The sequence below is a fragment of the Gordonia aichiensis genome, assembly GCF_039946255.1.
GTDB lineage: Bacteria > Actinomycetota > Actinomycetes > Mycobacteriales > Mycobacteriaceae > Gordonia > Gordonia aichiensis_A.
The window spans coordinates 1-19,410 of record NZ_JBCDWL010000028.1 but is presented as its reverse complement, the minus strand read 5'-3'; the positions used below and the strand labels follow the sequence as shown (position 1 = coordinate 19,410).

The window sequence follows — 19,410 nt, the reverse complement described above, 5'->3', positions numbered from 1 at the left end:
CAGCGCTCAAGTCGCGGAAAGCGCTGAAACATCCCTATGGCTGACGCAGCGCCCGTCCCCCTCACTCCCCCTCGGCACTCCACTTCTCACGCACGACCATCCCCGGCATCTTCTTCAGTCTCACCGGTTCGACGGGAACGATGTCGCTGTCGTCGCCCTCGCCGATGGGGTCGCGCTCGACGGTCGACTCCTCGTAGTCGGCTTCGCCGGAGGCGACGGCGTCGGCCACCTCACCCGACTCCTGTACGTAGGTCATGCCCAGGTATTTGCGCCAGGTGTTGTCGTCGAGCGGGGTCACGTCGTCGTCGGCGGCAGCAGCCTCGGCAGCACACACCTGATCCATCAGGGCGATGGCACGTCGACGCAGATCGTCCTCGATGCTCTCGGCGGCGTGCTTGCGGAACGGGATGTCCACCCGGTACAGCGACGGACTCACAGCGGCGACGGGGAAACCGACGCCGGCGAGGCGCTCGAAGATCTTCTGCACCAGGGCCAAGGCCGGCTGCGTGGTGACGATGCCGTCGAGAACGCTGGCGCGCTCGCGTTCACGCTCGGCGGCCTTGGCGGCCTCCCACTCGTCGATCTGGCGGTCGAGGTCGGCATGCTCACCGCCGAGGACGCCGGGCGTCCGGTACGAGACCTTGTCGATGAAGCTCTGCGCCACGTCGTCGATGTCGAAGGCACCGGTCGCCGAGTCGGCGGCGATCCGCGCGTGGAAGAGGACCTGTAGCAGCAGGTCGCCGAGTTCGGAGCGCAGTTCGTCGGCCGTGCCGCGATCGATGGAGTCGAGCAGCTCGTAGACCTCCTCGAGGAGATAGCGGCGCAGCGAATCGTGCGTCTGCCGCCGCTCCCACGGCCCCGTGCGCCGCAGCCGGTCCATCAGCTCGACGGCCTTGAGGAGCTTGCCGCCGGGCAGGGTGCTTCCTTCGATGACGTCCTCGCCCCACTTGAGGCGTTCGACGACGGCGGGATGCTCACGGTTGGAGCTGACCAGAGTCTTGTTCGGGTCGTCGGGCACCAGGCCGATGATCTCGTAGGAAGGCAGCTGCCACAGGAGCGACGGGTGCACCTCCTCGGTCACCGTCACCGGCTTGGCCAGCAGCGCCACCGCACCTGCTGGTATCAGGTCCGGTCGCGATGCGTCGAGCAGGACCACGGTCATGGAAGCTCCTCCGGGCTGAAGCGGGTGTCGACCTCGACATTAACGCGTCATCGGTCGGCGCCTGCGCGGCACGCTCACCGAACACTTCGTGTCGCCCGTTAACCCGCAAATTGATGCGAGATCGTGTCAGTTCACTGATCAGTCGTCGACCGGCCGACCGACGACGACCGGCATCACCGAACGGGACGATCCTCCTGCAGGATCTCGACGATCGCGTTCTGCCCGAGCCGTCGCGCATTGTCCTGCACCGTTCGCCCGTTCGCATCCCGAATGTCCGGGTCGGCGCCGGCGTCGAGCAGCGCGCGCACCGTCTCCTGGTATCGCCCGGAGCCGTCGCCGTACACGACCGCCTCCTGCAGTGCCGTCCAACCGGGCGTGTTGACATGGTCGACGTCGACGCCCGCCTCGATCAGACGCCGGACCGTGGTGACCGATCCGTGCTCAGCCGCCGGGATCAGCGCGGTCCCGCCGAATCGGTTGACGCTGCGCACGTCGGCCCCGTGCCGCAGGGTCATCTCGAGGATGTCGTCGTATCCCTCGGCGCCGGCGTACAGGTAGGCCGAATCCTGCATGTCGTCCTTTGCGTTCACGTCGGCGCCGGCGTCGATCAACGCTCCGGCCGCCGCGACGGCCCGATTCTTGGTCGCAACGACCACCGGGGTCCGACCGTCGGCGCCGCGCGCCTCGATCTGTGCACCGCGACCGAGCAGGTCGCGGACAGCCGCGGCGTCGTCGGACGCGGCGGCTTTCAACAGCGCGCCGTTGAGCGAGGGGTCGGCGCGCACAGCGCTCGACGACGGTGCGGCGACCGCCGTCGACCGCGCGACGGCACTCGACGACGGTGCCGCTTCAGTGCGCTCTGCGGTACAGCCCGCCGTCGCAGCGACGGCCGCGAGTACTGCGGCCACCAGGGCTCGACGGTGCATCGCAGTCCTCATCGAACCGCGGCCTGGGCATCGAAAGTCATTTCTCCAGAGTGCCAGCGGCCCGCCCGGCAAAGCGAATGAGCACGACCGGCAGGCCCGTCCAGGTATCGCCAATGCCGGGCCGGGCCGGGACCCACGTGGATAAGTTGGAGGCAGCCGTCCTTCGCGGGACGACGCCGAGCGGGTCGGGGCCGGCCGCATCAGCACACCTGCCCACCCAGGCCAGAAGTCGACCACCGGGCTCCGCGAGCGCCGAAGTCCCGACTGCAGAGGAGATCGCCACCATGACGCAAGACCAGACCATCCAGGCACTGAGCGAGGAGACCCGGACCTTCGCGCCGTCGGCGGAGTTCGCCGCCCAGGCCAACGTGACCTCCGAGGCCTACGACCGCGCCGCCGCCGACCACGCCGGGTTCTGGGGCGAGGCCGCCCAGCGGATCACCTGGGCCGAGCCGTACACCGAGGTCCTCGACTGGTCGGGTGCCCCGCACGCCAAGTGGTTCGTCGGCGGCAAGCTCAACGCCGCGTACAACTGCGTCGACCGCCACGTGGAGAACGGTCTGGGCGACCGCGTCGCCTACTACTTCGAGGGCGAGGGCGGCGACACCCGCACCATCACATACAAGGATCTGCAGGACGAGGTCTGCAAGGCCGCCAACGCGCTCATCGAGCTGGGCGTCAAGACCGGCGACCGCGTCGCCATCTACATGCCGATGATCCCCGAGACGGTGTTCGCGATGCTGGCGTGCGCGCGGATCGGCGCCCCGCACACGGTGATCTTCGGCGGCTTCTCGGCCCGCGCCATCGCCGACCGCGTCCAGGACTGCGGCGTCCAGGTCGTCATCACCGCCGACGGCGGCTACCGGCGCGGGAAGCCGTCGGCGCTCAAATCGGTGGTCGACGAGGCGATGGAGTCGTGCCCGGAGGTTCGCACGGTGCTCGTCGTCAAGCGCACCGGACAGGACGTGAACTGGACCGACGGCCGCGACCTGTGGTGGTCGGAGACCGTCGACCGCCAGTCCGCCGACCACACCCCCGAGGCCTTCGACGCCGAGCACCCGCTGTACGTCATGTACTCCTCGGGCACCACCGGCAAACCCAAGGGCATTCTGCACACCACCGGCGGCTACCTGGTCGGCACGTCGTACACGCACTGGGCCGTCTTCGACATCAAGCCCGAGACCGACGTCTACTGGACCGCCGCCGACATCGGCTGGGTCACCGGCCACTCGTACATCGTCTACGGTCCGCTGGCCAATGCGACGACGTCGATCATGTACGAGGGCACCCCCGACACCCCGCATCAGGGCCGCTGGTGGGAGATCATCCAGAAGTACAAGGCGACGATCCTGTACTGCGCACCGACCGCCATCCGCACCTTCATGAAGTGGGGTCGGCAGATCCCCGCCGAGTACGACCTGTCCTCGCTGCGGCTGATCGGCTCGGTGGGCGAGCCGATCAACCCGGAGGCGTGGATCTGGTACCGCGATCACATCGGCGGCGGCCGCACCCCGGTGGTCGACACCTGGTGGCAGACCGAGAACGGTCAGATCCTCATCAGCCCGCTGCCCGGTGTCACCGCGACGAAGCCGGGCGCGGCCATGCGGGCGCTGCCGGGCATCGAGGCCGACGTCTACAACGAGGAGGGCCAGCCCGTCGGCAACGGCGAGGGCGGCTACCTGGTGATCACCAAGCCGTGGCCCGCCATGCTGCGCACGCTGTGGGGCGACGACGAGCGCTTCCAGCGCACCTACTGGGACCGCTTCCCCGGCGTCTACTTCGCCGGCGACGGCGCCAAGCGCGACCAGGACGGCGACATCTGGGTGATCGGCCGCGTCGACGACGTCATGAACGTGTCCGGGCACCGGCTCTCGACCACCGAGATCGAATCGGCGCTGGTCTCCCACGACGCCGTCGCCGAGGCCGCGGTGGTCGGGGCGGCCGATGCCACCACCGGCCAGTCGATCGAGGCCTTCGTCATCCTGCGCGAGAGCGCACAGGGCGGCGGTCAGGGCATCGTCGACGAGCTGCGCAAGCATGTGCGCACCGAGATCGGCGCCATCGCCAGCCCGCGGTCGATCATGATCGTCGAAGAACTGCCCAAGACCCGTTCGGGCAAGATCATGCGACGCCTGCTGCGCGACATCGCCGAGAACCGCGAGCCCGGCGATTCGACGACGCTGGCCGACTCGTCGGTCGTCGACCGGATCCGCCAGGAGGTGTCGGGGACGTAGTCGCGGCGGGTCCGCTCACCCCGGAGCGGACGACTCCCCGCATGTCGCGGGCGTCGCTCCTCCGGGGCGAGCCGATCTCCCGACGTCAGGCGTCCGCTCAGTCGGTGTCGATGCCCAGCTTGTCGGCTGCGGCCTCGAACAGCGTCGCGCACACCTTCACCAGGTGTTCCACCGGATGCTCCTGACCGCTGAGCAGCCAGTCCACCAGCAGGTGGTTGACCGCGCCGACCAGAGCGACGGCCGTCGACTGTTCGACGACGCTGAGCTCACGACCGCCCTCGGCGGTCGACCAGACGGCGCGGACGACGTCGGCGAACTCGCTGAGCACCGCGTTGCGTCGCTGTTCCATCGCCGGTGAGACCCCGACCACCTCGATCAGGACCACGCGGGCGCGGCGGGGATCGGCGGTGAGGTACTCGACGAAGGCGCGCAGGCCCGCGCTCGTCACCGCGGCCACGCCGGGCTCGGTCACGGCCATCACCGCATCGAGGGTCAACTCGCGCATCTGCTCGGAGAGTTCGTCGTACAGTGCGGCCAGGCAGTCCTGCCTGTCGCCGAACGCCTCGTAGAAGTACCGCTCGGTCAGCGCGGCTGTCACGCAGATCTGTTTGACCGAGGTCGCCGCATAACCGGCCGTGCCGAAGTTCTCCAATGCGCTGCTCATCAGCGCCTCGCGCCGGAGCTGAACCCGCTCCTCGTGCGCGATTCCGGCGTACCGCCTGCCCATGCCGTCGTGCCTCCTTGCTCTACACGCACAAATCGTGGCATAGTCGTCACCACAAATTTGACATGATCGTATGTCACAGTGAATGGAGGTCCGGATGGCGAACGCATCTGAGCTGGTAGGAAGGGTTATCGCTGTCACCGGCGGCGCCCGCGGAATCGGGCGCGAGATCGCCTCCCAACTGGCGGCCGCCGGCGCCAAGGTCGCGATCGGCGACCTCGGCGACCACGCCGCAGCCACCGCCGCCGAACTGCCCGGACAGGTCCAGGGCTTCCCGCTCGACGTCACCGACTCGGCGTCGTTCCGCACCTTCCTCGAATCCGCCGAAACGGCATTCGGTCCCGTCGACGTCCTGGTGAACAACGCGGGCACCATGTGGGTCGGCCCCTTCGCCGACGAACCCGACTCGGCCACCGACCGGATGCTGGCGGTGAACCTGGGCGGCGTCATCCGCGGCGTGCGGGCCGCCGCCCCGGCGATGCGGATGCGCGGACGCGGCCACATCATCACCATCGCCTCGGCGGCCTCGCGGCTGGCCCCTCCGGGCGAGTCGACGTACGCGGCGACCAAGCACGGCGTCCTCGGATACCTCACCGGAGTGCGCGAGGAACTGCGCGGCAGCCGCGTGCAGATCTCGGTGATCATGCCCGGCGTCGTCGACACCGACCTCGCCGTCGGCACCACCACCGGCGCCGCCAAACTGCTGCAGCCCGCCGACGTGGCCCGCGCGGTGATCGAGATGATCGCCCGCCCCCGCTTCGAGGTCTCGATTCCCTCCTACGTCAGCCCGCTCACCCGCGTCGCCGGCGTGCTGCCGCAGTTCGCCCGCGACGCGGTGCTCAGAGCCCTCGTTCCCGACCAGGTCGCAGCCGTGCAGGGTAGCTCGGTGCGCTCGGACTACGAATCTCAGACCTTCCACTCCACCACCGAAGGAGACCGGCCATGACCGAATCCACGTCGCTGCTGCGGCCCATTCCCGAGTTCGACGGCGTCCACGAGGTGTGGCCGCGCGGCGACCGTCTCGAGGCGATCCGCTCGGCCGCCGAGAAGTATCACGACCGCTTCGTCGGCCAGGGCCAGGTCGAGGCCGTCCGCACCGTCGACATCGCGACCGCCCCGTACCCCGCCCGGTTCGCGTTCCAGGGCTACTCGGTCAACGTCAACCCGTTCATCAGCATCACCAACCGGATGATGGTGGTGCAGTTCGAGGGCTTCGACGGTGAGCTCAAGACCCTCGTGTGGGAGCCGACCGTGGCTGCCGGCTCGGCGCAGGCACCGTTCTACAACAAGATCCAGAAGTTCGGCGACGCACTGCGGGCCGGGCGGTTCTTCGTCAAGTACTACAACGACCCCGACGACGTCCTGCCCAGCCTGGGCCTGACCAACGAGGACGTCGACTACATCAGCTTCGATCACCTGCACGTGCAGGACGTCCGGATGATCATGGGTTCGGACAAGCCGCTACCGGGTGAGAGCGCCCCGCGCGAGCCGCTGTTCCCGAACGCGAAGCTGCTGGTGCACCGCAAGGAACTCGGCACCTTCGAGTCGATGCACCCGATGCAGTGGGCCTGGTACGTCGAGAACGGCATGGACGGCGTGCCGCAGGACCGGTTGGAGATCTTCGACGGCGACGTGGAACTGGGTGTCGGCGTGAGCCTGCTGTGGACGCCGGGCCACACCGACGGCAACCACTCGCTGTGCATCAACACCCCTGACGGGGTGTGGGTGCAGTCCGAGAACGGCATGGCGCCCGACAGCTGGCAGCCCGAGCACTCCAAGATCCCCGGCGTCAAGGCCCAGGCCGAGTTCTACGGCCGCGAGGTGGTCCTCAACTCCAACACCCTGGAGGACTCGGTAGACCAGTACGACTCGATGATCAAGGAGAAGACGATGGCCTCGCGGTCGGCGCGCGACCCGCGCTGGGTGCAGGTGATCCCGTCGTCCGAGTGCGTCGACTGGAAGCGTCAGTGGCCGGTGGTCCCGACCTACTCGCACGGCACGCTGAACTACGGGATGATCGCGGCGCCGAGCCGGGACTGACGCCTCAGCCGAGGACCGTCAGCACCGCTCGCAGCGCCGGATCTGTTTCGGCGCTGCGACGCCAGACGGTGTGCACCTCGCGGCGGGGCGCGTCGCGCAGTTCCCGGACGACGACGTCGTCGGGCACGGTGGGACGCGCCAGCCGCGGGATCAGTGCCACCACCTCCCCCGCCGACACCAGAGCCAGCTGCGTGCCGAAGTCGTCGACCGAATGCACCACGTCGGGGAGGGTCTCCGAGCCGGCGAAGAGCCGCTCGAACCACCGATGACAGACCGTCCCCACCGGGCTGGTGACCCAGCGGCAGCCGTCGAGTTCGGCGCGACCCACCGGTCCGCCGCCCCGCGCGAGCGGATGCGCCGCCGGGACGACGAGGTCGCCGACGTCAGCGTGCAGTCGGGCGCGCTCGAGCGAGTCGGGCACCGAGACGCTGACGCCGTCCGCGTCGTGCACCAACGCCAGGTCGGCGTTGCCCGATTCGACGGCGTACACCGCCGGCTCCGGATCGAGTTCGGAGATCTGGACCCGCACATCGGGGAACCGCTCGGCGAAACCGCGCAACGCCGGCGCCACCAGACCACGGATTCCGGTCGAGAACGCTGCGATCCTCACCACACCGCGGGGCGCGCCGCCGTCGACCGAGCGGGCCGCCGCCACCGACTTCTCGATCGCGTCGAGCACCTCGGGCGCGGTCTCGACCAGCGCCTGTCCGGCCGGCGTCAGCACCACCCGCCGGCCCGCGGGCGCCACCAGACGCACTCCCACCTGCGATTCGAGCCGTTTGATCTGCTGCGAAACGGCCGACGGCGTGTAGCCGAGTTCGGCGGCGGCGCGCGCCATCGTCCCCAGATCGGCGATCGCCCGCAGGGCTCGCAACGCCCCGACATCAATCATGAAGCTCTCCTAACGATTACTCACGATAACCCTTCGCTTGTCGTGATCGTTTCGGGCGACGACGATAGAACCCATGACCACCACGCCGCCCGACGCCCGCGCGCTCTTCGGAGCCAACCTCGTCGCCATGCCGACCCCGATGAATCCGGACGGCTCGCTCGACGACGCCGGCATCGTCGCCGCGGCCGAACATCTGACGCGGACCGGCTGCGACGGGATCGTCGTCGCGGGAACCACCGGGGAGGCACCGACCCTCGACGGCGACGAACTGCTGCACCTGCTGGCCCTGGTCCGCGAGGGCGCCGGCGCCGCCTGCAGGCTGGTGGTGGGAGTCGGCACCAACCACACCGCCAAGAGCGTGCAGACGGCACGCGCGGTGGCCGCGGCGGGCGCCGACGGGCTCCTCGTGGTGACGCCCTACTACTCGAAGCCGTCGCAGGCCGGGGTCGTGGCGCACTGCACGGCGATCGCCGACGCCACCGATCTGCCGGTGATGCTGTACGACATCCCCGGGCGCACCGGGCTCGCGATGAGCCGCGAGACGCTGGTCGAACTGTCGCGGCATCCGCGGATCCAGGCGGTCAAAGACGCCAAGGGCGATCTGTTCGAGGCGATGTCGGTGATGGCCGAGACCGGGATCGCGTACTACTGCGGCATCGACGAACTCAATCTCCCGTACCTCGCCGCCGGCGCGTCCGGCGTCGTGAGCGTGGTCGGCGCGGTGGTCGCCGACCGTCATCGGGAACTGATCGACGCCGTCGACGCAGGCGATCTGGCGACCGCGCGGGCCGTCAACGACGCCGTGCGTCCCCTCACCGCGACACTGATGAAGATCGCGCCCGGCGTCGTGACCGCCAAGACCGCGATGCGCGAGGTCGGGGTGATCGAGCATTCGAGCGTGCGCGCTCCGCTGCTGGCCGCGACCGACGCCGAGGTCGTCGCGGTCCGCGCCGCCCTGGCCGCCGTCGGACTGCTGCCGCCCGTGCTGGCGACGGCGTAACGCGACCCGGCCGACGTTTGGCGTGCACTTTTTGACCACCTGGTGGACAAAAGGTGCACGCGAGATCCGACGGTCGGCGCGGCTCACCGGTTCCCGGCCGCATAGGCCGCAGGCGAGATGCCGAGGGTCGCGGTGAAGTCACGCGTCAGGTGGGACTGGTCGGCGTAGCCGAGGTCGGCGGCCAGGGCCGCCCAGTCCACCGGACCGCCGTCGCGGACCGCGTCGGCCGCCTCGATCAGCCGGAACCGCCGGATCACCCACGTCGGCGAGACGCCGGCGCACGAGCCGAACATGCGCTGCAGGGTCCGCACGGTGATGCCGCCCAACGCGGCGAGCTCCTCCACTGTCCGGATGCTGCGGTCGGACTCCGCGGCGGCGGCGACCGCCGACACCTCCCGCGCTCGGGCGATGCGAGACGACGGCCGCGCAGCGAGCAGCCGGATCAGCTCATCACCGATCGGCCCGGCACGCCGCGCACCGAACTCGACGTCGGCCACGCGGACCGCCAGCGCGTCGTCGTCGACGGCCAAGACGTCGCCGACCGGCAGGTGGGTGTCGTTGAGGGCGTGCACGTCGTCGGACCACGCGCCGAAACCGCCGACGGTCGACTTCGCGGCGAAGTTCCAACCCGTACCCGACAGCACACGCACCGCGAGGTCGGTCGTGACGCCGTTGAACCGCGCAGCGAGCGGAAATGGACCCGACGGCGGATCGTCGCCGGGCGGCGGTGCGACGCCGACGCTGATGTTGACCGCCGGCGTCGCCAGGACCGGTTGTCGGTGCCGCTGGTTGTCGGACAGATCCCAGCGCACCGACCAGAACCAGTCGATCAGCCCCTCGAGCTCCGGCGGCGCCGGGTACCGGTCGAAGTCGACGACGGTGAACATGCGGCCCGGAGCCAGGATTCCGCGGGTGCCGCCGATCGGCGCAGGAGTCCCGACCCGCCGCTGTACTGAGTTCACCAGTCCACCGTAGGACCGACCTGCGACATTCGCGGGCGCGCTGTCGCAGATCTTCAAGACTCGGTGGCGGCGCGGCTTCTACCGTCGACGCATGGACACTTCACAATCGCTGCTCCGAGTGCTCGACCGCCTGGCAGACCTTCTCGACGCCGCCGCCGACACGCCGCCGACCGCCCCGACCCCGTGCGCCGACTTCGACTTCCAGACCTTGCGCGGCCACGTCGTCGGCTGGCTCACCGCGTTCACCGACGGTTACACGTCCGACGACAACGAGTGCAGCGACGCCGCCGCGGTGACGGTCGAGGGATCGGGAGCCGAGCAGGTCCGCGCGAACGCCGCCCGCCTCGCGCAGATTCTACCCGCCGCACTGGCGAACCCCGTGAGCATCGGCGGCGCCTCGATGCCCGGCGACATGGCCGCGTCGATGATCCTGTGGGAGTACCAGGTTCACGGCTGGGATCTGGCGCAGGCGGCGGGTCTGGGTTGGGCGCCCGACGCGGACGGACTCGAGGCCTCACTCGCGTTCGCGCCGACGATGCTCTCCCCGGACACCCAGGGCGAGGGCAAGATGTTCGGGCCGCCGGTCGACGTGCCCGAGACCGCGTCGCCGCTGGACCGGCTGGTGGGACTCACTGGCCGAGACCCGCGTCTGCGCTGAGGTCGGTGGGCGCCCGAGGTCTCGATACGCCGCCTCGCTGGCGCTCGGTGGCTACTCGACCAGCCTGATAGGCGTCCGCCCCGTTAGGCGCCCGAAGCACCTTTAGGGTGGTCGAGTAAGCGACCGAAGCGAAGCGCAGGACGCGCATCGAGACCCACGGGCGAGGGTCTCGATACGCCGCCTCGCTCCGCTCGGTGGCTACTCGACCAGCCTGAACGGCACCGCCCGCTCCACGGTCGACCAGCCTGAACGGCACCGTCGGCTCCGCCGACCGAAGGCCCCGCCGCACTATTTCACGGCCGCGTCGAGCGGGGCGATCGTCTGCAAGAAGGTCACCAGGTACTCGACGAGCTTCGTGTCGCGCAGGCGCGCCGAGCCGACGCCGCCCGTGCGCGGGATCGGGAGGGTGACCATGTGCGTCGCCGCACGATAACCGGCCGCCGAATACAGGCGCGCCAACCGGACCTGCTGACTGTCGAGCAGCAGCATCGGGGCGATGCGAATCGACTGTCCGGCCACCCCGACCTCGGTGATCCCGCGTTCCCGACACCGCAGGCGCAGTCGCGCGATGGCGGCGAGTCGCTGAGTCTCCACGGGCGGTTCGCCGTAGCGGTCGACCAACTCGCTCATCACCTCGTCGACGTCGTCGTCGCTCGCAGCCGACGCCAGCTTGCGGTAGGCCTCGAGCCGCAGTCGGTCGGCCTCCACGTACTCGACGGGGATGTGCGCGTCGACGGGCAGATCGATGCGGACCTCGAGGTTCTCCTGCGCGTCGACCGGCTTGCCGTCGGCGGCGGCGCGATACGCCTCCACCGCCTCACCGACCAGCCGCACATACAGGTCGAACCCCACGCCGGCGACGTGACCGGACTGCTCGGCGCCCAGCACATTGCCCGCACCGCGCAGCTCCAGGTCTTTGAGCGCGACGGCCATGCCCGCGCCGAGCTCGTTGTTCTGCGCGATCGTCGCGAGGCGGTCGTACGCGGTCTCGGTGAGCGGTTTCTCACCGCTGTACAGCAGGTACGCGTACCCGCGTTCGCGGCTGCGGCCGACGCGTCCGCGCAGTTGATGCAGCTGCGACAGACCGAAGTTCTCGGCGCGGTCGACGATCAGCGTGTTGGCATTGGAGATGTCCAGCCCGGTCTCGATGATCGTGGTGCACACCAGGATGTCGTACTCGCGGTCCCAGAACCCCTGGACCGTCTGCTCCAACTGCTCCTCGCCCATCTGCCCGTGCGCGACCACCACGCGCGCCTCCGGCACCATGTTCGCGATGTGCTTGGCCGTCTTGTCGATGGTCGAGACCCGGTTGTGCACGTAGAACACCTGGCCGTCGCGGAGCAGTTCGCGGCGGATGGCCGCGGCCACCTGCTTGTCGGAGTGCGCGCCCACATAGGTCAGGACGGGGTGGCGTTCCTCGGGCGGGGTCAGGATCGTCGACATCTCGCGGATGCCCGCCATCGACATCTCCAAGGTGCGCGGGATCGGCGTCGCCGACATGGTGAGCACGTCGACGTGCGTCCGCAACGCCTTGATGTGCTCCTTGTGCTCGACGCCGAACCGCTGCTCCTCGTCGACGATCACCAGCCCGAGGTCCTTCCAGCGCACCCCCGTCTGCAGCAGCCGGTGGGTGCCGATGACGACGTCCACCTCGCCGGTGGCCATCTGCGCGAGGATCTCCTTGGATTCGGCCGGATCGGTGAAGCGCGACAATCCTCGCACGGTGACCGGGAACCCGTCCATCCGTTCGGTGAAGGTCTGCAGGTGCTGCCCGGCGAGGATGGTAGTCGGGACCAGCACCGCCACCTGCTTGCCGTCCTGCACCGCCTTGAACGCGGCGCGCACCGCGATCTCGGTCTTGCCGTAGCCGACGTCGCCGACCACGACGCGGTCCATCGGAACCGGCTTCTCCATGTCGGCCTTGACCTCGCCGATCACCGTCATCTGATCGACGGTCTCGGTGTAGTCGAAGGCGTCCTCCATCTCGCGCTGCCACGGCGTGTCGGGGCTGAACGCGAAACCGGGGGCCGCGTGTCGCGCCGCATACAGCTGCACCAGTTCACCGGCGATCTCGCGGACGGCCTTGCGTGCCTTCTTCTTGGTGTTGGCCCAGTCGGAGCCGCCGAGTTTGCTCAAGCTCGGCTGCTCGCCGCCGACGTAGCGCGACAGCTGGTCCAGTGAGTCCATCGGGACGAACAGACGGTCGCCCGGCTGCCCTCGTTTGCCCGGCGCATACTCGATGACCAGGTACTCGCGGCGTGCACCGGACACCGTCCGCTCGATCATCTCGACGAACTTGCCGATGCCGTGCTGATCGTGGACGACCAGGTCGCCCGCGGTCAGCGCGAGCGGATCGACCTGGTTGCGGCGCTTGGCAGGCAGTCTGCGGCCGTCCTTGGCGCCGACCACCCGGGCACCGGTGATGTCGGCCTCGGTGGCGATGACCAGGCCGACCGACGGACACACCAGCCCGCGGCGCAGCGTCCCGTGGTACACGCCGACGGCATCGTCGGGCAGTTCCTGCCCCGATTCCATGAGCCGCGCGGGGACCTCGGCCTCCCCGAGCCGGTCGACGAAACGCATGGCGGTGCCGCGGCCGGCCGCCACCAGTGCGGCATGACCGCCGGAGGCGACCTGCGCGCGCAGCGAGTTCATCAGCGCGGCGAGCTCGTCGGGATGACCGTGCGGGGCCGGGCCCGGTTCCAGATCGAGTTCGAGCTCGGCCCCCGAACCCGTCGACAGCGGGCTCATCGTCCACCATGACCGCCCGGCGTCGACGGCGGCCTGCTGGACTGCGTCGACGCCGCGGTAGGCGCTCGCCGACAGGTCGATCGACGGCTCCCCCGCCGCGACGGGCGCGGCCGCGCCGAGGGCCGCCGCGTTCCACGACGCCTCCAGGAACTCCGCTCCGGTGCGTGCGAGGTCGACGGCGCGGGTGCGGACCTTCTCCGGGTCGAGCACCAGCACCCGGGTGCCCTCGGGCATCACTTCGGTGAGCATCTCCATCTGCCCGTCGACCAGCGCCGGGATCAGCGCCTCCATCCCCTCGACCGGGATGCCCTCGGCGAGCTTGGTGAGCATCTCGCGCAGTGTCTCGTCGACGGTGCCCTCGGCAAGGTGTGCGGCACGATCGCGGACCTGGGCGGTCAGCACGAGTTCGCGGCACGGGTGGATCTGCACCACCGAGGTGTCGATCTCGGGCTGAGTGCGCTGGTCGGCGACCGAGAACGCGCGGATGTCGGTGATCTCGTCGCCCCAGAACTCGACGCGGACCGGGTAGTCGGCGGTAGTCGGGAAGACGTCGAGAATGCCGCCGCGGACCGCGAACTCACCGCGGGCGCCGACCATGTCGACGCGCTCGTACGCCATCTCGACGAGCTGCTCGATGAGCGCGTCGAAGTCGGCCTCGACCCCCTCGTACAGGGTGACCGCGCGCATGGCGCCGAGCCCCGGCGCCATCGGCTGCACCAGCGACCGCACGGTCGCCACCACCACGCGCAGCGGCGCGACGGCCGGGTCGGCCAGGCGCGACAGGACGGCCAGGCGCGCGCCGACCGTGTCTGCGCTCGGCGAGAGCCGCTCGTGCGGCAGCGTCTCCCACGACGGGAACTGCCCGACCACCGGGGTGCCGTTGGCGCCGGCCGGGAGCAGTTCGGCCAGCTCAGCGGTCAGGTCGTCGGCTTCGCGACCGTTGGCGGTCACCACCAGAACCGGGGCGTCGGACAGCGTCGCCAACTGCGCGACCACCAGCGGGCGTGCCGCATCCGGTGCCGTGATGTCGAGACGGGACTGCCCCGCCCGCTCCCGGATCAGCCCGAAGGCGGCGTCGCGGAATGCGAACGGGGCGAGCCCGGACAGCGCCGGCCTCGGGGGTGTCGCGGGCCCCGAGGCGGCGGGCTGGGTGGGCGCTGACGCAGAAGGGGTGGTCACTCCCTAGATTCTAGGCAACCCCTCCGACATCGAAGAGCGCTGCTCCCAGCGGCCTCGACGAGCTCGCACCCGGCACGATCGCGTACACCGCGGAGCCGATCGGCGTGGTCCACACGTTCAGATCGTCGTGCTCGGCCAGACGCTGCTGCACGGGGACGAACTGAGTGACCGGATCCCGCTGGTAGGTCGCGAAGAGGAGCCCGCTGTTAGACGTGTCGTCCGACCCCGGCTCGGGCGGATCGTCGTAGTTGTATCCGCGCCGCAGGAACTGCTCGACGTCGGACCGCCGGTGCGCCCGGGCGATGTGCGACGACGCCGGAATCACCGGAATGCCCCCGCGGGTGGCCTGGAAGTCGGGGGCGTCGAACTCGTCGGTACCGGTGAGCGGGGAGCCGGTGTCGAGGGTGCGGCCGGTGGACAGTTCACGGCCGCGCCGGTCCAGCGCCTCCCACGTGTCCATGTTCATCGCGATCCGACGCAGCACCAGGGAGGTTCCGCCGGCCATCCACGGCTGCTCGGAGCCGTCGTTCCACAACAGTCGGTCGAAGGTGTCAGAGGCCGGCTGTACTGTTCCGTCCACCTGGCCGAAGAGGTTCCGCATGGTGCCCCGGGCCATGCCGGGGCTGTTGCGGAAGCCGCGCTGCACCCAGCGGACCCGGGCGCTGCGTCGCACCGAGGCGGTCAGCATCCGGGTGGCGTGCGCCAGCGTCACCGGATCGTCAGCGCAGACCTGCAGCAGCAGATCGGTCTGGCCCCAGCGGGGGTCGAGGCGGTCGATGGAGAAGGCGGGCAGCGGTGCCAGCCACGCCGGGCGGTGCGGTGCCAGCGCGGGTGCCCGGAACACGCGGTCGCCGAGGCCGACGGTCACGGTGAGGTGGCTCGGCAGGGCGGCCAGCTCGGGTTCGGTGTCCGACAGGCTGGGTGCGCCCTGGGTGAGGCGCGCCGCGTCCTGCGTCCACAGGCGAAGGACGCCTGCGAGAGTGTCGACGTTCCCCGGGTCGACGAGGTCGAGGCCGATGAACTGTGCGTGTGCCTGTGCGTCGGTGGTGATCCCGGACTGGTGCGTTCCGTAGAACGGGGTGGTGCCGCTGCCCGCGGCGGGCGCCGGCGAGAGTATCTCTCGGCCGGCACCCACCGCGGCGGCGCCCACGCCGAGCCCTGCGAGACCGGCGCCGCCGGCCAGAAGGGTTCGACGTGAGACGCGTCCAGTCCGCTCCGAGGTCACTGGTGCGAGCCGGAGTGCTCCGGCTCGCCCGGGTTGTAGTTCTCCTGGTTGCCGTCGAAGTCACGCGCGAGCGCGTCGAACTCCGCCGTCGATCCATCGGCGAACCGCAACGTGAACGGCACCTTCTGACCGGTGGTGATCGGCTTGGGAATCCCCATCAGCATGAGGTGCTCTCCGCCGGGGACCATCGTCATGGAGCCCTTGGCGGGGACGACGAAGCCGCCGTCCTTCTGCCGCATGACGGTGCCGCCGGTGCCGTTGTCGACGACCTCGTGCATCTCGGTGCTGCGGGCGTCGTCGGTGTGCGCGGAGGTCACGCGGATCTCCCGGTCGGACGAGTTGTGCAGGACGCCGAAGGCGGCGGTCATGCCGGTGTCCGCGGCCTTGACCCACTGGTCGGACACGGTGATCGCCTCGGCGTCGGTGGCCTGCGCTGCGTCATTGCTCGAGCAGGCGACGAGGGCGGTCAGGGTCAGCGTCGCGGCGGCGCCGGCGACGACGGTTCGGAGGAGGGTACGGCGTGATGCCATGAGAAGTTCTCATTTCTTGCAGAGTCTGATCTCCCGACGGCCGTGAGCGGCGGTCGGGGTGAAGGGAATGACGAGATCAGTTCGGCAAGGGCGGACCGCGCACGCCGGCCGCCGCCACCATCGGGGACGGACGAAGCCGTGCGTCGTCACCGCGGCGGTACCCGACGACGACGGTTTCGCGCACCGCCGGCGCGGCGACCGCCAGCAGCAGGCTGCGGGTGACGAGGGCGGTCAGTGCCCGGCCGAGTCGTTCGGCCGTGAACAGGACGGCGGCGGCCGCGGGCACGACGAGCACGTGCCACGCCAGCATCAGCGGCCCCGGCGCCATGTCGTGTCCGAGGTGCCCGTCCATCACCGACAGGACGACGTGTGCGCCGACCTGCCCGCCCACCAGCGCCGCGAGCGAACCCGTCGCCGAGATGCGGTTGCGCCCGACGGCTCGGGACCGTTCCACCGAGCGGATCTGCCCCGCGCGAACGAAGCCGACGCCCAGGGCGAGCGCTGCGAGCACGAGAAGTTGAGTCGACGACGGAATGTGACCGCCGCCGAGCGAGTGGGCCGCGAGGCCGAGAATCAGCGAGACCACCGCCGCCAACAGGCCGTGCGCGGTCGCGGAGACCTGCGCGCCCATCGGCGTCGGACGAATCAGCACACCGCCGACTTTACTACCGGCTGTCGTAGGAACTGAAATGGCGACGACCGGGTCACGGCGTGCCCGAGGTCGGCGCCGCCTCGCCGTCGAGGCCGACGTCGAGGTCGGTCGCCTTCAGGGTGTAACGCATGTAGACGCATCCGATCCATCGGCCGAACTTCCGGCCCACACCGCTGGTCCGACCGATCTCCTCGAAGCCCACCTTGCCGTGCAGCTTGACCGACTCCGGGACCTCGTCGGAGATGACGGCCATGACGGTGCGCGTCACCGCCGGGTCGGCGGCGTCGAGCAATGCTCGGAGCAGACGGCTGCCGATCCCCCGCCCAGCCGCCTCGGGCCGCAGATAGATGCTGTCCTCGGCGGTCCAGGCCCACCCGGCCTTGCCCCGATAGACGCCGAGGTAGGCGTAGCCGAGCACGACCGAGCCGCCGGTCTGCGCGTCGGGGTCCTCGGCGTCGGTGTCCTCGACAACGAGGAACGGCCGGCCCGCGACAGTGATCGACGACAGCTTCGCTCGCCACTCGTCGACGGTCAAGGGGACCAGGTCGAAGGTTGCGACCGAGTTCTCGACGTAATAGCGATAAATGTCGGATATGGCCTGGCAGTCGTCGATCGCGGCGGGACGGATGCTCAGCATGGGGTGATTCTGCCGCACGCCGGGCCGACTAGGCTTCCATGGTGGCCAATTCCAACCAGGACCCGGTCGAGGTCGTCGACGAGAGCAAGCTGAAGGGCGGGCTCAAACCTCGGCACCTCATCATGATGAGCCTCGGCTCAGCGATCGGCGCCGGTCTGTTCGTCGGGTCCGGGCAGGGCATCGCCCTGGCGGGCCCGGCCGCGCTGCTCGCCTACGCCATCATCGGACTCATCATCGTCTCGGTGATGCGGATGCTGGGAGAGTTGGCCGCCGCCGACCCCAACCCCGGCGCCTTCTCCTACTACGTCGGCAAGGCGCTCGGCCCGGGCGCCGGGTTCATGATGGGCTGGCTGTGGTGGATACAGATGACCGTGGTGGTCGCGGCCGAATCGTTGGCCGCGGCCGAGGGGCTGTACGCGCTGATCGGAGTTCTGCCGGCCTGGGCGTGGTCGCTGGTGTTCATGGTCGTGTTCAGCATCCTGAACCTCAGCGGTGTGTCGAACTTCGGTGAACTCGAGTTCTGGCTCGCCCTGATCAAGATCGTCTTCATCGTCATGTTCCTGGTGATCGGGATGGCGTACCTGTTCGGCTGGACCGCCGAGCCGTCACCGGGCCTGAGCAATGCAGGAGACTTCCTGCCCCACGGGGTCGGCGGCGTCGCCGCGGCACTGCTGGTGGTGGCGTTCGCGTTCGGCGGCATCGAGATCATCGCCGTCGCCGCCGCGGAGACCGACGATCCGGGGCCGAGCGTCTCGAAGTCGATCCGCACCATCGTCTGGCGGATCCTGGTGTTCTACGTCGGTTCGGTGGCGGTCATCATGCTCGTTCTGCCGGCCGACGACCCGCGCATTCGGACCTCACCCTTCGTGGGTGTGCTCGAGGAGATCGGCCTCCCGGCGGTCGCGACCACGATGGGCGCGATCATCGTGATCGCCCTGCTGTCGTCGATGAACGTCAACCTTTACGGCGCCTCGCGCATGTTGTTCTCGCTGTCGGTGCGCGGCATGGCGCCGAAGGCGGCTGCGCAGACGCGTGCGAACGGCGTTCCCGCGCCCGCGGTGCTCGCCAGTATCGTGGTCGGCTTCCTCACGGTGCCAGCCACCTACCTGTGGGGCAGCCAGGTCCTCGATCGGCTGCTGTCGGTCGTCGGATCCACGCTGCTGGTCACGTGGCTGGCCATCGTCTGCGCCCAGTTGGTGCTCCGTCGCCGTGCCGACCGCGCGGGCACCCACCTGCCGATGAGGATGTGGGCATACCCGTACCTGTCGTGGCTGACACTGGTCGCCCTGATCGCGATCGTCATTCTCGGCCTCACCACCGACACCGTTCGCAATCAGGTGATCTCCACCGGAGTCCTCGTCGTCGTGCTCTGGGCGATCGGTTCGTTCATCGACCGTCGTCGACGGGATCGGTCAGTTTCGGGTGCACTGTAGTCGACGCCGACTCCTTGTACTCGGCGTCGACGAGCACGGGTTCCGGGTCGAGCCGCGTCAGTCCGTTCCAGCACAGGTTCACCAGATGCGCGGCGACCACTTCCTTCGGCGGCTCCCGGACGTCCAACCACCACTGCGCGGTCACCGACACCATTCCGACGAGCGCCTGCGCATACAGGGGCGCGAGAGCGGGGTCGAACCCTCGCCGTTCGAAGTCGCCGGCGAGGATGTGCTCCACCTGGCTGATCGCGTCGTTCAGCAGGCTTGAGTAGCGGGTGGAGGAATGATCAAGACCTGTGGATCTGGGAGGGCGTGCCTTCCCGCAGAATGATCCCGGTAGTCACTTGATCAAGTCAGCGTTGCAGCGCTGGCGGAAAGGCACGCCTCATGCTCACGGTAGTCAAC

16 protein-coding genes and 1 pseudogene are annotated in these 19,410 nt (G+C 69.5%); 6 read left to right on the top strand and 11 right to left on the bottom strand.

The annotated features are described in order from the left end of the window. Positions 1-61: 61 nt before the first annotated feature. Entirely contained in the window at positions 62-1,162 is a 1,101-nt protein-coding gene (locus tag AAFO60_RS20515) for a MazG family protein (protein WP_347958099.1), read from the bottom strand. A gap of 173 nt (positions 1,163-1,335) precedes the next feature. After that, positions 1,336-2,088 carry an ankyrin repeat domain-containing protein gene (locus AAFO60_RS20510; protein WP_347958098.1) on the bottom strand — a complete coding sequence of 251 codons (753 nt, stop codon included), beginning with the start codon at positions 2,086-2,088 and terminating at the stop codon, positions 1,336-1,338. Between the two features lie 284 nt (positions 2,089-2,372). Between AAFO60_RS20510 and acs the strand changes: the two genes are divergently transcribed. Beyond that, positions 2,373-4,322, top strand: coding sequence for an acetate--CoA ligase (gene acs / locus AAFO60_RS20505; RefSeq protein ID WP_347958097.1), 1,950 nt, complete (start codon positions 2,373-2,375; stop codon positions 4,320-4,322). A gap of 97 nt (positions 4,323-4,419) precedes the next feature. Here acs and AAFO60_RS20500 read toward each other — a convergent pair whose 3' ends face one another. Beyond that, positions 4,420-5,049: a TetR/AcrR family transcriptional regulator gene (locus tag AAFO60_RS20500; RefSeq protein WP_347958096.1), complete on the bottom strand. Its 630-nt coding sequence runs from the start codon at positions 5,047-5,049 to the stop codon at positions 4,420-4,422. Positions 5,050-5,143: 94 nt separating this feature from the next. Between AAFO60_RS20500 and AAFO60_RS20495 the strand changes: the two genes are divergently transcribed. Continuing rightward, complete coding sequence (locus AAFO60_RS20495) at positions 5,144-5,992, top strand: SDR family oxidoreductase (RefSeq protein ID WP_347958095.1); 849 nt, start codon at positions 5,144-5,146, stop codon at positions 5,990-5,992. Next, the gene (locus tag AAFO60_RS20490; protein ID WP_347958094.1) at positions 5,989-7,086 is read left to right on the top strand and encodes a hypothetical protein; all 1,098 of its coding nucleotides are present in this window, start codon (positions 5,989-5,991) and stop codon (positions 7,084-7,086) included. The genes AAFO60_RS20495 and AAFO60_RS20490 overlap by 4 nt, the downstream gene beginning before the upstream one ends. Positions 7,087-7,090: 4 nt before the next feature. Here the strand turns inward: AAFO60_RS20490 and AAFO60_RS20485 are convergent, their stop codons facing one another. Continuing rightward, positions 7,091-7,978, bottom strand: a complete 888-nt coding sequence (locus tag AAFO60_RS20485) for a LysR family transcriptional regulator (protein WP_347958093.1) — start codon at positions 7,976-7,978, stop codon at positions 7,091-7,093. Positions 7,979-8,051: 73 nt separating this feature from the next. Here AAFO60_RS20485 and dapA point away from each other — a divergent pair, with 73 nt between their 5' ends. Beyond that, positions 8,052-8,978: a 4-hydroxy-tetrahydrodipicolinate synthase gene (dapA, locus tag AAFO60_RS20480; protein WP_347958092.1), complete on the top strand. Its 927-nt coding sequence runs from the start codon at positions 8,052-8,054 to the stop codon at positions 8,976-8,978. Between the two features lie 83 nt (positions 8,979-9,061). On the opposite strand, the gene AAFO60_RS20475 is transcribed toward dapA, so the two are convergent. Further along, entirely contained in the window at positions 9,062-9,940 is an 879-nt protein-coding gene (locus AAFO60_RS20475; RefSeq protein WP_347958091.1) for a helix-turn-helix domain-containing protein, read from the bottom strand. A 91-nt stretch (positions 9,941-10,031) separates the two neighbouring features. On the opposite strand from AAFO60_RS20475, the gene AAFO60_RS20470 reads away from it, so the two are divergent. Next, positions 10,032-10,598, top strand: a complete 567-nt coding sequence (locus AAFO60_RS20470; RefSeq protein ID WP_347958090.1) for a TIGR03086 family metal-binding protein — start codon at positions 10,032-10,034, stop codon at positions 10,596-10,598. Between the two features lie 288 nt (positions 10,599-10,886). On the opposite strand, the gene mfd is transcribed toward AAFO60_RS20470, so the two are convergent. From mfd to AAFO60_RS20445, 5 genes are all read right to left on the bottom strand, one after another. Continuing rightward, positions 10,887-14,456, bottom strand: a complete 3,570-nt coding sequence (mfd, locus tag AAFO60_RS20465; protein ID WP_347958111.1) for a transcription-repair coupling factor — start codon at positions 14,454-14,456, stop codon at positions 10,887-10,889. An 82-nt stretch (positions 14,457-14,538) separates the two neighbouring features. Further along, positions 14,539-15,753: a Dyp-type peroxidase gene (locus AAFO60_RS20460; protein ID WP_347958089.1), complete on the bottom strand. Its 1,215-nt coding sequence runs from the start codon at positions 15,751-15,753 to the stop codon at positions 14,539-14,541. Continuing rightward, complete coding sequence (locus tag AAFO60_RS20455) at positions 15,750-16,283, bottom strand: copper chaperone PCu(A)C (protein ID WP_347958088.1); 534 nt, start codon at positions 16,281-16,283, stop codon at positions 15,750-15,752. Before AAFO60_RS20455 ends, AAFO60_RS20460 begins: the two co-directional genes overlap by 4 nt. A gap of 76 nt (positions 16,284-16,359) precedes the next feature. Continuing rightward, the gene (locus tag AAFO60_RS20450) at positions 16,360-16,935 is read right to left on the bottom strand and encodes a hypothetical protein (RefSeq protein WP_347958087.1); all 576 of its coding nucleotides are present in this window, start codon (positions 16,933-16,935) and stop codon (positions 16,360-16,362) included. 52 nt (positions 16,936-16,987) lie between these two features. Beyond that, positions 16,988-17,572 (bottom strand): GNAT family N-acetyltransferase, encoded by a 585-nt coding sequence (locus tag AAFO60_RS20445; protein WP_347958086.1) that lies wholly within the window; start codon positions 17,570-17,572, stop codon positions 16,988-16,990. Positions 17,573-17,610: 38 nt separating this feature from the next. On the opposite strand from AAFO60_RS20445, the gene AAFO60_RS20440 reads away from it, so the two are divergent. Continuing rightward, a complete protein-coding gene (locus tag AAFO60_RS20440; protein WP_347958085.1) occupies positions 17,611-19,005 on the top strand; it encodes an amino acid permease in 1,395 nt (464 codons plus the stop codon). Here AAFO60_RS20440 and AAFO60_RS20435 read toward each other — a convergent pair. Then, a pseudogene (locus AAFO60_RS20435) lies at positions 18,959-19,279 on the bottom strand (TetR/AcrR family transcriptional regulator); the annotation flags it as partial. The gene AAFO60_RS20440 and the pseudogene AAFO60_RS20435 overlap by 47 nt on opposite strands. Positions 19,280-19,410 lie beyond the last annotated feature (131 nt).

Coding starts and splice junctions, on each gene's coding strand:
- AAFO60_RS20515 (WP_347958099.1), bottom strand. CDS start 1,162: ATGACCGTGGTCCTGCTCGACGCATCGCGACCGGACCTGATACCAGCA.
- AAFO60_RS20510 (WP_347958098.1), bottom strand. CDS start 2,088: ATGCACCGTCGAGCCCTGGTGGCCGCAGTACTCGCGGCCGTCGCTGCG.
- acs (WP_347958097.1), top strand. CDS start 2,373: ATGACGCAAGACCAGACCATCCAGGCACTGAGCGAGGAGACCCGGACC.
- AAFO60_RS20500 (WP_347958096.1), bottom strand. CDS start 5,049: ATGGGCAGGCGGTACGCCGGAATCGCGCACGAGGAGCGGGTTCAGCTC.
- AAFO60_RS20495 (WP_347958095.1), top strand. CDS start 5,144: ATGGCGAACGCATCTGAGCTGGTAGGAAGGGTTATCGCTGTCACCGGC.
- AAFO60_RS20490 (WP_347958094.1), top strand. CDS start 5,989: ATGACCGAATCCACGTCGCTGCTGCGGCCCATTCCCGAGTTCGACGGC.
- AAFO60_RS20485 (WP_347958093.1), bottom strand. CDS start 7,978: ATGATTGATGTCGGGGCGTTGCGAGCCCTGCGGGCGATCGCCGATCTG.
- dapA (WP_347958092.1), top strand. CDS start 8,052: ATGACCACCACGCCGCCCGACGCCCGCGCGCTCTTCGGAGCCAACCTC.
- AAFO60_RS20470 (WP_347958090.1), top strand. CDS start 10,032: ATGGACACTTCACAATCGCTGCTCCGAGTGCTCGACCGCCTGGCAGAC.
- AAFO60_RS20455 (WP_347958088.1), bottom strand. CDS start 16,283: ATGGCATCACGCCGTACCCTCCTCCGAACCGTCGTCGCCGGCGCCGCC.
- AAFO60_RS20445 (WP_347958086.1), bottom strand. CDS start 17,572: ATGCTGAGCATCCGTCCCGCCGCGATCGACGACTGCCAGGCCATATCC.
- AAFO60_RS20440 (WP_347958085.1), top strand. CDS start 17,611: ATGGTGGCCAATTCCAACCAGGACCCGGTCGAGGTCGTCGACGAGAGC.